Source organism: Streptomyces sp. KL2, assembly GCF_046529545.1.
Lineage (GTDB): Bacteria > Actinomycetota > Actinomycetes > Streptomycetales > Streptomycetaceae > Streptomyces > Streptomyces radiopugnans.
The window spans coordinates 795064-807949 of record NZ_CP127170.1 but is presented as its reverse complement, the minus strand read 5'-3'; the positions used below and the strand labels follow the sequence as shown (position 1 = coordinate 807949).

12 protein-coding genes are annotated in these 12886 nt (G+C 75.6%); 11 read left to right on the top strand and 1 reads right to left on the bottom strand.

The annotated features are described in order from the left end of the window. The first annotated feature begins 71 nt into the window (after positions 1-71). The 3 genes from QPK52_RS03680 (at position 72) to QPK52_RS03670 (ending at position 3329) form a co-directional block, all read left to right on the top strand. The gene (locus tag QPK52_RS03680; protein WP_410535553.1) at positions 72-347 is read left to right on the top strand and encodes a hypothetical protein; all 276 of its coding nucleotides are present in this window, start codon (positions 72-74) and stop codon (positions 345-347) included. 291 nt (positions 348-638) lie between these two features. Then, positions 639-1295 (top strand): alpha/beta fold hydrolase, encoded by a 657-nt coding sequence (locus QPK52_RS03675; protein WP_410535552.1) that lies wholly within the window; start codon positions 639-641, stop codon positions 1293-1295. Between the two features lie 228 nt (positions 1296-1523). Then, positions 1524-3329: a thiamine pyrophosphate-requiring protein gene (locus tag QPK52_RS03670; protein ID WP_410540179.1), complete on the top strand. Its 1806-nt coding sequence runs from the start codon at positions 1524-1526 to the stop codon at positions 3327-3329. A gap of 292 nt (positions 3330-3621) precedes the next feature. Here the strand turns inward: QPK52_RS03670 and QPK52_RS03665 are convergent, their stop codons facing one another. Next, positions 3622-4830: a hypothetical protein gene (locus tag QPK52_RS03665; RefSeq protein ID WP_410535551.1), complete on the bottom strand. Its 1209-nt coding sequence runs from the start codon at positions 4828-4830 to the stop codon at positions 3622-3624. A 90-nt stretch (positions 4831-4920) separates the two neighbouring features. Here QPK52_RS03665 and QPK52_RS03660 point away from each other — a divergent pair, with 90 nt between their 5' ends. The 8 genes from QPK52_RS03660 to QPK52_RS03625 all read left to right on the top strand — a co-directional run bounded on the left by QPK52_RS03660 (position 4921) and on the right by QPK52_RS03625 (position 12878). Then, on the top strand, positions 4921-5898 hold the full coding sequence (locus tag QPK52_RS03660) for an ABC transporter substrate-binding protein (protein ID WP_410535550.1): 978 nt from the start codon (positions 4921-4923) through the stop codon (positions 5896-5898). A gap of 107 nt (positions 5899-6005) precedes the next feature. Then, positions 6006-7013 (top strand): FecCD family ABC transporter permease, encoded by a 1008-nt coding sequence (locus QPK52_RS03655; protein ID WP_410535549.1) that lies wholly within the window; start codon positions 6006-6008, stop codon positions 7011-7013. Beyond that, entirely contained in the window at positions 7010-8017 is a 1008-nt protein-coding gene (locus QPK52_RS03650) for a FecCD family ABC transporter permease (protein WP_410535548.1), read from the top strand. The genes QPK52_RS03655 and QPK52_RS03650 overlap by 4 nt, the downstream gene beginning before the upstream one ends. A gap of 20 nt (positions 8018-8037) precedes the next feature. Beyond that, positions 8038-8859 carry an ABC transporter ATP-binding protein gene (locus QPK52_RS03645; protein WP_410535547.1) on the top strand — a complete coding sequence of 274 codons (822 nt, stop codon included), beginning with the start codon at positions 8038-8040 and terminating at the stop codon, positions 8857-8859. 57 nt (positions 8860-8916) lie between these two features. Then, on the top strand, positions 8917-9030 hold the full coding sequence (amiA, locus tag QPK52_RS03640) for a streptamidine family RiPP (protein WP_241270818.1): 114 nt from the start codon (positions 8917-8919) through the stop codon (positions 9028-9030). A gap of 124 nt (positions 9031-9154) precedes the next feature. Beyond that, entirely contained in the window at positions 9155-10024 is an 870-nt protein-coding gene (locus QPK52_RS03635; protein ID WP_410535546.1) for a hypothetical protein, read from the top strand. Beyond that, positions 10021-11502 carry a CocE/NonD family hydrolase gene (locus tag QPK52_RS03630; protein WP_410535545.1) on the top strand — a complete coding sequence of 494 codons (1482 nt, stop codon included), beginning with the start codon at positions 10021-10023 and terminating at the stop codon, positions 11500-11502. The genes QPK52_RS03635 and QPK52_RS03630 overlap by 4 nt, the downstream gene beginning before the upstream one ends. Further along, positions 11499-12878: a YcaO-like family protein gene (locus tag QPK52_RS03625; protein WP_410535544.1), complete on the top strand. Its 1380-nt coding sequence runs from the start codon at positions 11499-11501 to the stop codon at positions 12876-12878. The genes QPK52_RS03630 and QPK52_RS03625 overlap by 4 nt, the downstream gene beginning before the upstream one ends. Positions 12879-12886: the final 8 nt, after the last annotated feature.

The following is a 12886-nucleotide window of genomic DNA, read 5'->3' as shown; positions in this document are numbered from 1 at the left end:
GCCCGGCCGTCGGCATCCATGACGCGGGCGGGGGTACCCCGGGCGGCGGAAGACCAGAAGGGAGTACTCCCATGCCCGACCAGAACGCGACGCCCGCAGGCCCTCCGGACTCGCCGGACCGGTCCGGGCGCGAGGACGGGGACCGGCCGCCGGACGACGGGCGGAATCCGGTGGAGCAGGACCCGGCGGTACGGCGAGCCTTCGCCGACGACGACACCACCACGGCCCTCACCACCGAGGAGCAGGACGACCGCGGCCCCCTGGCACCGGACTTCCGGGAACCGGGGGAGCCCTCCGGCCGGGAGCCCGGCGGAACCCCTCAGGAGGATCCCCCGGACCCGGGCTGACAGGCGTCCCCACCGCGGCGACCGGCGGCGACCGGCGGCACCGTGTGCGCACCGGTGAGCCCCGTCCCGCGCCGGGCGGAGACCGGACGGGCGTGACGGGCAGGGCCGCCCGCGTTTCCCGGAAGTACCGCCGAGTGGTTCCGCCGCCCGGTGTGGACGGGCGGCGGGAGGGGGAACGAGTCGGCCATGCGCGTGACGGGACGACAACCGCACACGGCCCGCTGGGACGACGTGGCCGGCCACAGGGTACGGAGCCTGCACACCGGCGGGAACCGCGCGGGGGGACACGAGGTGGTCATACTCCCCGGACTGGGAGCGCTGGGCTACCTCACGGACACCCTGCAGGGATGCGGCGCGTGGGCGGACTCCTTCCTCCTGGACGTCCCCGGCTTCGGCCACCGGCCGCCCCGTGCCTGTCCCGCACGGATCCCCGCGCTGGCGGACGCGGTCTCCGCCTGGCTGGCCGCGGTGCCCCGGGGCCCGGTCGTGCTGGTGGGGCATTCCACCGGCGCCCAGGTCGCACTGCGTGTGGCGGCGGAGCACCCCGGCAGGGTGCGGACGCTGGTGCTGATGGGGCCCACCTTCCCGCCCGCACTGCGCCGCGCCTCCGGCCTGCTCAGGGCCCTTCCCCGCACCCTGGTGCACGAATCGGCAGGCGAACTCGGCGTCACCGTGCCCTACTACGCCCGCGCGGGGATGCGCGAGCTGCTGCGGTACGTGCGCTCCGCACTGCACGACTCGCCGGAGCGGACCATCTCCCGGGTGACCTGCCCCACGCTGGTCCTGCGGGGCCGGCATGACGCGCTCGCTCCCGGGGAGTGGGCCCTCCGGCTGGCGGCCACCGCCCCGCGCGGACGGTCGATGACGGTCCCGGGGGCGCACAACTTCCCCTACCGGCACGGCGGGCTCACCGCCGCCCTCATCGCCGAGGCCGCCCGGTACCGGTGACCGGTCCGGACCCTGCCGCACGCCGGCACCAACCCACCGAGCGGGTTCCCCGGTCGGCCGGCGGGGAGCGGGCCGATGTTTTGCGCCGGGCGGCACGGTTACCCAAGCGGTGGCCCGCTGCCCACGGACGGAGTGAGGGCCGTCACCGTCCGCAGAGGACCGGCGTTCACCGTGACGCGGCGGCCGGGTACTTCCGCGACACAGGGAACGGAGAGACGAGTGGCGAGCATGAAGGTGGCCGACTACGTGCTGCAGCGGTTGCGCGAGTGGGGGGTGGACCACGTCTTCGGCTACGCGGGGGACGGCATCAACGGACTGCTGGCCGCCTGGGAGCGCGCCGGGGACGAACCGAAGTTCGTCCAGTCCCGGCACGAGGAGATGTCGGCCTTCCAGGCGGTGGGGTACGCGAAGTTCTCCGGCAAGGTGGGGGTGTGCGCGGCGACCTCCGGTCCGGGGGCGATCCACCTCCTCAACGGTCTGTACGACGCCAAGCTCGACCACGTCCCGGTGGTGGCGATCGTCGGGCAGACCGACCGCAGCGCGATGGGCGGCTCCTACCAGCAGGAGGTCGACCTGGGCAGCCTGTACAAGGACGTGGCCTCGGACTTCTGCGAGACGGCGACGGTGCCCGAGCAGCTGCCGAACCTGATCGACCGGGCGATCCGCACCGCCTACGGCCGGCGTACGGTGACCGCGGTCATCATCCCGGCGGACGTGCAGGAGCTGGAGTACACCCCGCCCGGCCACGAGTTCAAGATGGTGCCCTCCAGCCTGGGGCTGGGCAGGTCCGCTCCGGTCCCGGCGGACGAGGACCTCGCGCGTGCGGCGCAGGTGCTCAACGCGGGGGAGAAGGTCGCGGTGCTGATCGGGCAGGGTGCCCGGGGCGCGCGGAGCGAGGTCGAGCAGATCGCCGACGTGCTCGGCGCGGGCGTGGCCAAGGCGCTGCTTGGCAAGGACGCCCTGCCCGACACGCTGCCGTACGTCACCGGCGCCATCGGGCTGCTGGGCACCCGGCCGAGCTACGAGCTGATGCGCGACTGCGACACCCTGCTGATGATCGGCTCCAGCTTCCCGTACACGCAGTTCATGCCCGAACTCGGCCAGGCGCGCGCGGTGCAGATCGACATCGACCCGCACATGGTCGGCCTGCGCTACCCCTTCGAGGTGAACCTCGTCGGCGACGCGCGCGCCACCCTGGAGCGGCTGCTGCCGCTGCTGCACCGCAAGGAGGACCGCGCCTGGCGGGACACCGTCGAGGAGAACGTCTCCCGCTGGTGGGAGGTGATGCAGCGGCGCGCCGCCGTGGACGCCGACCCGGTCAACCCCGAGTACGTGGTGCACGCGCTGGACGGCCTGCTGCCCGAGAACGCCATCGTCACCGCCGACTCCGGCTCGGCCGCCAACTGGTACGCCCGCCACCTGCGCTTCCGGGGCGAGGTGCGCGGCTCGCTGTCGGGCACGCTGGCGACCATGGGGCCGGCCGTGCCCTACGCCATCGGCGCGAAGTTCGCCCACCCCGACCGCCCGGTGATCGCGCTGGTCGGCGACGGGAGCATGCAGATGAACGGCCTGATGGAGCTGGTCACCGCGGCCAAGTACCACTCGAGGTGGTCCGACCCGCGGCTGGTCGTGGGCGTGCTGAACAACAGGGACCTGAACCAGGTCACCTGGGAGATGCGGGCGATGAGCGGCTCCCCGCAGTTCGAGGAGTCCCAGCACATCCCGGACCTGCACTACGCCGAGATCGCCGCCGGCTTCGGCCTGGACGGGGTGCGCGTGGAGAAGCCCGGGGACGTCCAGGACGCCTGGCAGCGGGCGCTGGCGGCCGACCGCCCGTTCGTCATCGACTTCCGCACCGACCCGGCCGTGCCGCCGATCCCCCCGCACGCCACCCGGGACCAGGCTGAGGCCACCGCCTCCGCGATCCTGCGCGGGGACAGCGACCGCGGCTCGATGGTCCGCCAGGGCATCAAGGCCAAGATGCAGGACTTCCTCCCCGGCGGCAAGAACCCCCAGGAGGAGCAGGGCCGTTGAGCGGGACACCCACCGCCTCCCACGCGGCGGACGCGGCAGGGAGCCGAGGTCGTGCCCCGGCACCGGTCCAGGGCGACGGCGGTGGTGCGGAACTCCCCCCACCGCGCCGGCCAGGACCTGGCGTCCGGAGGTCGGCCCGGCGCTGATCGACCCCGGCGAGACGGCCGAGCGGCCGCGAGCGGCGGCGGCGGGGGCACGCCGCCGTGCCCGTTCGGCGGGCCGGGACGGCCGGGGCCGCCCGGGTCCGTGACCGCTCACCGGCCGCATGGACGGCGCCGGTCCGCGCGTGCCGTCAGCGGCCCACGGGGTCGCCCTCGGCGCCGTCGCCCCGGGCGCGCAGCATCACATGGCCGCCGTGGTGCAGCGGCGTGTCCAACCGGGGACGGGCCGCCTCGCAGCCCGTCTCGGCGTCGACGACGTGCACTTCGCCGTGGCCGCCGCGGGTGACGGCGATCCAGCCGGAACCCGGCGAGGCGGCCACGGCTCTGCGCTGGACGCCCTCCCAGGGGGTGCCGCCGCGGCGCGGGGCGCCGTCCATGGCGGGGAGGGGGAGGCGGTGGATGGCGCCGTCCGGGTCGTCCGCGTCCAGGAGGACGAGTTCGTCGCCGTCGGGGTGGATGCGGGTGAAGGCCGCGTGGCGCCGGGCGAGGGCCAGGCGGAAGACCAGGCCGGGACCGAGTTCCGTGAGGTGGGTGCGGCCAGTGTCCAGGTCGTGGCGCCAGGCCTGGTTGGTCCACTCCGGCCACCTCAGCGGATCCGGTGCGCCGCCGCGCAGTGTGCTCCACAGCGCCCGCCGGCGGGTGTCGAGGCGCAGGTACCAGCCACGGGCGGGCGACCCCCAGGGGATCACCGCCTCGGCCGTGAGCCCGTCGCCCTCCCTCCGGGCCCGGTGCACCCCCTCGCCCGTGGCCGCGAACACATGCCCCGAGCCGGGCGCGTACGCGTCCCCGTGTCCGTCGTCCGGCAGTGGCAGAAGCGCCCGGGGGGCGGCCGGGGGGCAGCCGGGCGGCGCCGCGAGAAGGTCCGCGAACCGGTGGACGGCCAGCGCGCCCGGTTCCCGGTGCCGCAGCACGACCAGCGGATCGCCGCCGCCCGGCACCGTCACCCCCGGTTCGCCGGTGCGCGTGCGCACCCGGGATGCCTCTCCGGTGGCCAGGTCCACGACCGTCAGCAGGTCCGACCACGGCCCGGTGTTCTTCCCCAGACCGGTGGTGACGGCCAGTCGGCGGCCGGACGGGTCGCAGGCGAGGTGCTCGGCGGGCACGGCGACCGGGACCGCGAGTTCCACGAGCTCGCCGCCGAAGGGGTCGAGCACCAGCAACTCCCCCCGGCGGTCGTCGACGCAGGCCACCCGCCCTCCCGGCAGTGCCAGGAACCCGGCGTGCTCAGAGATGTGACGACCGGTGAGGCGGCCCGTGACGGCGCCGTCCGGAACGGTCAGCGCGTACAGGGAGCCGTCCACGTGGTCGGAGACGAGCAGCATGGGGGCGGCGGTGGGCATGGGGCTCCTCCGGAGAAACGACATCGTGAAAACGATTATCATGTATCTTCGGCGTGTTCCGGCTCTCCCCGAGAAGAAACGAGGGCGTCAATGCTGCGTTCACCGTCGAGATCCACCCGCGGCTGGATCACCGCAGCGGTGCTGGGTTCCGTCCTGGTCGGTTGCGGATCGCCGTCCGGCGGGACCGCGGACGGCAAGGCCGAGCCCACGGCGAAGACCGAGGTCACCGTCGAACCCATCAAGGCCGCCACGGAGTTGACCGACGTGAACGGCACCAGGATCTCCCTGGACGGTGAACCGGAGCGGATCGTCTGCCTGTTCGCCCTCTGCGACGACATCCTGACCGAGCTGGGCATCGTCCCGACGGCCACCAACAGCGCGCTGCTCGCCCACCCCGGCTTCCTGGGGAAGGAGAAGGCGAAGGAGGTCGACGTCATCCCCGGCGGGTTCATCGCCCCGGAGGTGGAGGCGATCCTCTCCCACAAACCCGATCTCGTGATCGGGCTGGGGGACACCCACGGCAAGCTCGCCCCGGCACTGAAGGGCGCCACCACGTTCTGGGCCATGCAGCCCGAGACGTGGGAGGACAGCGTCGGCTACCTGCGCGACGTCGCCGCGCTCACCGGCCGCACCGACGAGGGGGAGAAGGCCGAGAAGGCCTTCCGGACCAAGCTCGCCGAGGCCGAGAGGACCCCGAGCGGGAAGACCGCGCTCGTCATATACGGCAGCGACGAGAACTTCGGCGTCGCCACCCCGGAGACCGACGTGGCCGCCAGCCTGTTCCCCAAGATCGCCGAGTACCCCTGGAAGTCCCGCGGTGTGGAGGGCAGTTACAGCCTCGAGGAGATCCTCGCCAAGGACGTCGACGTGCTCTTCGTCGAGACGATGAGCTTCGGCGACGCGGACGGCAGGCTCTCGGAGAAGCTGGCGGAGAACCCTCTGTGGAGCAAGATCCCGGCGGTGCGCGGCGGCGACGTCCACGAGGTGGACCCGGAGGTCTGGGCCAAGGGCCGCGGCACCCGTTCGCTGGGCATCGTCCTCGACGAGGCCACGGCCGCGCTGCGGTGAGGGCGTCCGTCTCCGCGCCCGCCGAGGCGGAGGACACGACGGCGGACGGCGCGACGGCGGGGGCCGTCCGGCCCCCGCGTCGCGCACGGGGACGGCAGGCACCCCTGGTGGTCGTGCTGCTGGTCGTCTCGTCGGTCTGCGCGCTGAGCCTCGGCACCCCCTACGTCCCGCCGCACCTGCTCGCCGGTGCGCTGCTGGAGGGGGACACCACGCTCGCCGGGATCGTCGTCACCGAACTGCGCGTACCCCGCCTGGTGCTGGCGCTCGTCGCCGGTGCCTGCCTGGGGGCGGCGGGACTCGTGCTCCAGGAGGCGCTGCGCAATCCCCTGGCGGTGCCGGAGATGCTGGGCGTGTCCTCCGGGGCCGCGCTGGGGGTGGCCGCGCCCCTGGTGCTGGCACTGTCCCTGCCCGCCGCCGTCCAGCCGCTGCTGGCCATCGGCGGCGCCGCGCTCGGCGGCGGGCTCACACTGTTCGCCGCCGGGCTGGGCCGCAGCCCGTCCGCCGTGCTGTTGACCGGCGCCGCGGTCGCGGCCGCGCTGCAGGCCGCGCTGCTCGTCCTGATGGTCATGGCAGACCAGCTCGACCTCCAGCTCATCTACCGCTACCTGCTCGGTTCCCTGTCGGCCCGGACCTGGGACGACGTGGCGGGCCTGTGGCCGTGGCTGCTTGTGGTCGCCCCCGCCCTCGTGCTGTGCGCACCGGTGCTCTCGGTGATGCGGCTGGGCGACGAGGACGCCGAGGCGCTGGGCGTGCGCGCCCAGCGGGCCCGGCTGGCCGCGCTGGCCGTCGCCGTGGTGCTGATCGCCCCCGTGACGGCCGTGTGCGGGCCCGTGGCCTGGGTGGGCTTCCTCGCACCGCACCTGGCCCGGTGGTTCGCCCCCGCGGCCGGGGCGGTGCGCTGGCTGCCCTGGTCCGCCGCGTGGGGCGCCGTCGTCGTCACCGTCGCCGATGTGCCGGCCCGTCTGGCGCTGGCGCCCGTGGAGACGCCGGTCGGCGCCTGGACGGCCCTGCTGGGCGTGCCGGTCGGAGTCGCCCTGACGCGGTCGGGGGGTCGCGGCCGCGGTCGTTCCCGGCGCGGCGCGGCCGGGGCGGCCGGGGCGGAGGGAGCGCGGTGATCCGGCGTTTCGCGGTGCTCGCCGCACTGGCCGCGGTGTGCGCCGCGGTGGAACTGGTGGTCGGGCGCGGCATGTCCCCGGGCGCGGTCTGGGACGTCCTGGGCGGCGGCGGTGACGCGACCGAGCGCCACATCCTCCTGCAACTGCGCCTGCCCAGGATGCTGGTGGCCCTCTGCGCGGGCGCGAGCCTCGCGGTGGCGGGGCTGGTCCTGCAGTCCGCGCTGCGCAACCCCCTGGCCGGGCCCGAGGTGACGGGCGTGACACCGGGAGCGGTGCTCGGGGCCGTCACCGCGACGGCGCTGGGGCTGGCGGGGTGGGACTCCCCGCTGGCCGTCGTCCTCGCCGCGTGCGCGGGCGGATGCGCCGGAGCGGCGCTGCTGTGGCTGCTGGCCGGCCGCGGCCGCGGCGATCCCGCGCAGACCGCCGTGCACGGGGTGCTGGTCTCCGCGGTGCTCGGCGGGCTCACGGCCATGGTGCTCCTGGTGGAGCCGGGCGAGCTCGGCAGCGTCGTGCAGTGGCTGGTGGGCACCACGGAGGGGCGGGTGTGGCAGCACTGGCACCTGCTGTGGCCGTGGGCGCTGGCCTGGGGGACCGCGGCCTGGCTGCTGACCGGGCCGCTGACCCTGCTGCGCTGCGGGGACGACATCGCCCTGGCCGCCGGCCTCTCCGCCCGGCGGGCCCGGACCCTGGCCCTGCTGTGCGCGGTGGCGCTGACCGCGGGCGCGGTGGCCGCCGTCGGGGCGCTGGGCTTCGTGGGGCTGCTGGTCCCCCATCTGGCCGTGGTCCTCTTCGGCGCCGATCTGAGGGTGAGCCTGCCCGGCGCCGCCGCGGTGGGCGCGGTCGTGGTGTGCGGGGCGGACGCCGCGGCGCAGCTGTCCTCGCGGCTGCTGGCGGCGGCGCTGGAGGCCGGACGGCTCACGCTGCCGGTCGGGGCGCTCACCGCCTGCCTCGGCGCCGCGCTGCTGCTGGTCGTCGTGCGCCGCACGCCGGGCCGTACGTTCTGAAGTCGATGTGAGGACAGAGCATGACCGACTCCGTGGGGATCCATATCGAGGGGGTCCGTTTCGGATATCCGGCGCGGCCCGTGCTGCGGGGCGTCGACCTGACCGTCCGGCCGGGCGAGCTGACCGCCCTCGTCGGCCTCAACGGCTGCGGCAAGTCGACCCTGCTGCGGCTGGCCGCCGGGCTGCTGCGGCCGGACGAGGGGCGCGTACTGCTCGGCGGGGACGACCTCGCCCGGCTGTCCCGGCGTGCCACGGCCCGGAGGGTGGCGCTGCTGCACCAGTCGTCCCCGGCCGTGCCGGGGATGACGGTGCGCCACCTGGTGCGGCAGGGGCGGTACGCGGCCCGCGGCCCGCTGGGCATGCTGCGCGAGGGCGACGACCCCGTCGTGCGCCGGGCGCTGCGGGACGTCGGTGTGGAGGGGTGGGCCGACCGCGACGTCGACGCGCTGTCGGGGGGTGAGCGGCAGCGGGTGCGGCTGGCGATGGCGCTCGCCCAGGACACCCGCGTCCTGCTGCTGGACGAGCCGACCACCTATCTGGACCTGCACCACCAGCTCGACGTGCTGCGGACGGTGGTCCGGCTGCGCGAGGAACGCGGGCTCACCGTGGTGATGGTGCTGCACGACCTGGCCCACGCCGCCCGGTTCGCCGAGCGGATCGTCGCGCTGCGGGACGGCCGCGTGGTGGCCGACGGGGCGCCGGAGGACGTGGTCACGCCGGGGCTGCTGGCGGATGTCCTGAGGGTGGCCGGCCGGGTCGGCCGGGATCCCGAGGGGGGATGGCCGGTGTGTTACCCAGATCACCCTCTCCCAGCTATGGAATATGAAAATCATATTCACTAGAGTGTGAGCGCGGCGCTCATCCGAACGCCGTATCTCCCTTACGAACAAGGAGAGTTCATGGACAACGAGCAGGTCTTCGCGCCGATCGCCGACCCGGGCCAGCTGGCCCACGACTCGGCCTCCCACTCCAACGCGCTCGTCGAGAACCCCTTCGAGGACACCGAGGAGTAAGCGGGGGCCAGTCGCCCCCGACAGTGGGTCCGCCCGGCGCCATCCGGGCGGGCCCACACCCGTCCCAGGCCCCGCCGTCAGTCGGCCTCCAGTCCGCCGTCAGCCCGCCCGCAGGAGGAACGCCGTGTCCCGCAGTCAGCTCGCACCCGGTGTCGAGGTCGTCGCCGTGCCCGGGCGAGGCCTCGCCGTCCGCACCCCCGAGGGGGAGTTCCTCAGCGTCAGGACACGGGGCGCGGACGAGGACGCCCTGCTCTGCCTGCTCTCCGGCACCGCCGGAGCCCCGGCGGACGAGGAGCAGAGCCGCGTCGTGAGGGCGTTCGAGGAGGCCGGCTACCTGGCGGACGGCCCGCCGAACCCGAAGTGGCCCGCCGCCCGCCGGAACGTCCGCCTGCTGGGCGATCCGGTGCTGACCGAACCGCTCGCCGCACAGCTGACCGCCCTGGGCGCCCGGCCGCGCACCGATCCGGCGGCCGCTCCCGGCGCGTCGCCGGGCGGTCTCGAGGACCTGCTCCGCGAAGACCCCGCCGCCGTCGTGTGGTGCCTGGACGGCCCCGTGCCCGACGGGCTGTGGGACGCCGCGGACCGGCTGCCCGCGCACGGCGTCGCCTGGCTGCGCTGCCACCGCGAGGGCCGGCAGGCATACGTCGAGCCGCTCGCCGCCGCTCCCGGAGACGTCACCTCGGCCCATGTCAGGGCCCGCCGGCTGGCCGCCACCCCCGCCCACCGGGAGCTGGCCGCCTACTGGAGCGGACCCCGCGCCTGCGGTGCGCCGGCCGGCCCCACCCCTCCCGCCGCCACCCTGCTCGCGGCACTGCTCGCCGACGACCTGCTGCGATGGGCCGCCGACGCCCCCGAAGAGGCCGGGCTCCCGGCGCGGCGCCGGCTCAGGTGCGTGGACCTGCGCACCCTGACGGTCACCGAGCATCCCGTTCTCCCCGTGCCCGCGGTCGCCCCGATGCCGCAGACCGCCCCGACGGCGGGGAAGAACGGATGACACCGCCCGGCGCCACCGTCGAGGGGCTGGCCACCGACGTCCGCCTCCCCGCGGGTCGCGGCCCCTTCCCCGCCGTACTCCTGCGGACCCCCTACGACCGCCTGCGGCACCGGGCCGAGGCGAGCGGCTGGGCCCGCCGCGGGTTCGCCGCCGTCGTCCAGGACGTACGCGGCCGGTTCGCGTCGCCGGGGCGGTGGCGCCCGTACGAGGACGAGGCCGCCGACGGGGCGGCGGCCGCCCGCTGGATCCGGCGGCAGCCGTGGAGCGACGGCCGGCTGGTGGCCGCCGGCGCCTCCTACGCCGCCCACTGCGCCCTCGTCCTCGCCCTCGACGCGCCCGAGGACGCCCGGCCCGACGCCGTCCTCGCCGCCGTGCCCGCCCTCGGCGCCGCCGAGACGGCACGCGAACCCTCCGGCGTGGAACGGCTGCTGGCCCGCGCCGGGTGGTGGGCCGCCCACGGCGACCGGAGCGACTCCGACGAGAGCGCCCTGGACAAGGCCCTCGCCGCCGACCCCGGTCTGCTCGACCACCTCCCGCTGACCGGCCTGCCCGAACGGCTGGGCCGGGACCTGCCCTCCTGGGCGGACCTGTGGCGGCACCGCGACCGGGGCCGCCTGGTGTCGCGGGCGGCGCACGCGACAGTGCCCCTGCTCGCGGTGGGCGGCCTCCACGACCCCTTCGCCGACGACACCACCGCCTTGTGGAGCGCCTGGGCCGGCCCCTCGGCGCGGCTGCTGATGGGCCCGTGGGGACACGGCCTCACCGCCGCGCCCGGCCCCGGCGCCGGACCCGCCCACCGGGTGAACCTCGGCGAGCTGTACGCGGGCTGGGCCCGCCGCGCCCTCGCCGGTGAGCTCGCCCCCGGCCGCCGCGGCGCGCTGGCGCTGGGCGGCGCCGACCGGTGGCTGCCCGCCGGAACCGACGGCGAGCCGCGCCCGCAGCGGCTGCGACCGCTGCACGGCTCCGCCTTCACCGCCGACCCCGAACGCCCCGTACGCTCGGACGACCTCACCGTCCCCACCGCCGGAACGCCCGACCGGTGCCTGCTGGTCACCCCGCCGCTGCCCCGCCCGCTCGACGCGGTCGGCCCCGCGCGGGTACGGCTGCGGGCCACGGCCGACACCCCGTCCGCCGACTGGGCCGCACGGCTCGTCGCCCTCACCCCGGAAGGGAGGGCCGAGCGGCTGGCCGCCGGCGTCGTCCGGCGCGAGGAACCACCCGGCAGGGAAGCGGAGTTCGCCATCGGCCTGGGCCGGCTCGCGTGCCGGCTGCGGGCGGGCACCCGGCTGCGCCTGGAGATCGCCGGACACCACTTCCCGGCCCACGCCCGCAATCCGCACACCGGGGACGATCCGATGACTGCCGGCCGGCTGCTCCCCTCCCGGCGGGAGATCGCCCCGGAAGGCGCGGCACTGCTGCTGCACGTACTGCCGTCCCGTCCCACCACCACCGAGCCAGCCGAGGAGATCCTGCGATGACGGCGCTGCCGCTCCACACCCTGGTCGACCCCGTCTGCGGCATCGTCCGCAAGGTCAAGCCCGTCGAGCACCCCGCGGGCGCCCCGCCCCGCTACACCGCGTTCACGGCCGAGATATCCGACGCGCGCAGACTCGGCCTGTGGCCCGCCGACCGGGTCTCCCTGGGCACCACCTTCGGCGACCCCGAACAGGCCCGCCTCGCCGCGATAGCCGAAGGGGTGGAGCGTTACTGCGGCAACCGCGTACCGCCGCCCGGCCACCCGGACGCCCCGCTGCGCGCCACGGCCGCCGAACTGGCCGACAAGGGGCTGCGGCTGTACGGGCCGGGCGACCTGCCGGCCTACGCTCCGTGGCAGTACGCCCGGGAGAAGTTCCCCTACCGCCCCCTCACCGCCGACACCCCGGCCCTGTGGACGCGGGGCACCGAGCACCTGCCCGGCGGCACGGCCGCCGAGGTATGGGCGCCCGTCGCGCTCACCCACCTCAACTGGCGCCAGGGCGAACTTCGTTCACTGCCCCGCACCCACCACCTCAACTACGCGGGGATCGCCACCGGCCAGGGCTTCGACGACGCGGTCGAACGCGGCCTGCTGGAGATCGTCGAACGCGACGCCCTGGAGCTTTGGTGGCACCTCGACGGTCCGGCGCGCGGCATCGACCCGGCCAGCGTGCCCGGCCTCACCGACGACCTGGCCGGATCCGCGCTCGAGCTCCATCTCGTCGAGATGCCCTCGGAGTTCGCCCCCTGCATGGCCGCGCTCGTCCACGACCCCCGCCTCGGCCTGTACGCGGCCGGGTTCGCCTGCAAGTACGACCCGGCCGAGGCCGCCCGCAAGGCCGTGCTGGAGGCCGTGCACACCTGGGTCTTCACCCAGGGCCTGACCGACCCCGGCGGCTGGGTGTTCCAGGCCGTGGAGGCCGGTCTGCTCGCCCGCGGGCTCTACCTGGACCACCGCGCCGACGGCCGCTACCTCGACGCGTGCGGCGAGCGGTTCGAGCACGTGCGGGACCTGGGGGCGCACGTACAGGTGTGGCTGGACGAACGGATGGCCCCCCAGGCCCGGCGCTTCACCGAACCCGCGCACGGGACCGTGCCCGTCGACGCGGTCGAGCCCGGCAGCCGGGAGAGGCTGGAGCGCGCGCTGCGCGAACGCGGCCACCGCGTCATGACGTTCGACCTCACCACCGAGGACGTGGCCGAGACACCGCTGCGCGTCGCCCGCGTCCTGGTCTCCGGGCTCCTGCCCAACGCCCCCGCCGCCTTCGGGTACTTCGGCTGCCCGCGGCTGGCCGAGGCCGCCGTCGGGCGGGGGTGGCGTACGACCGCCCCCGTCTCACCGGAGGACTTCACGCTGGCGCCTCCGCCCCACATGTGAGGGCCGCC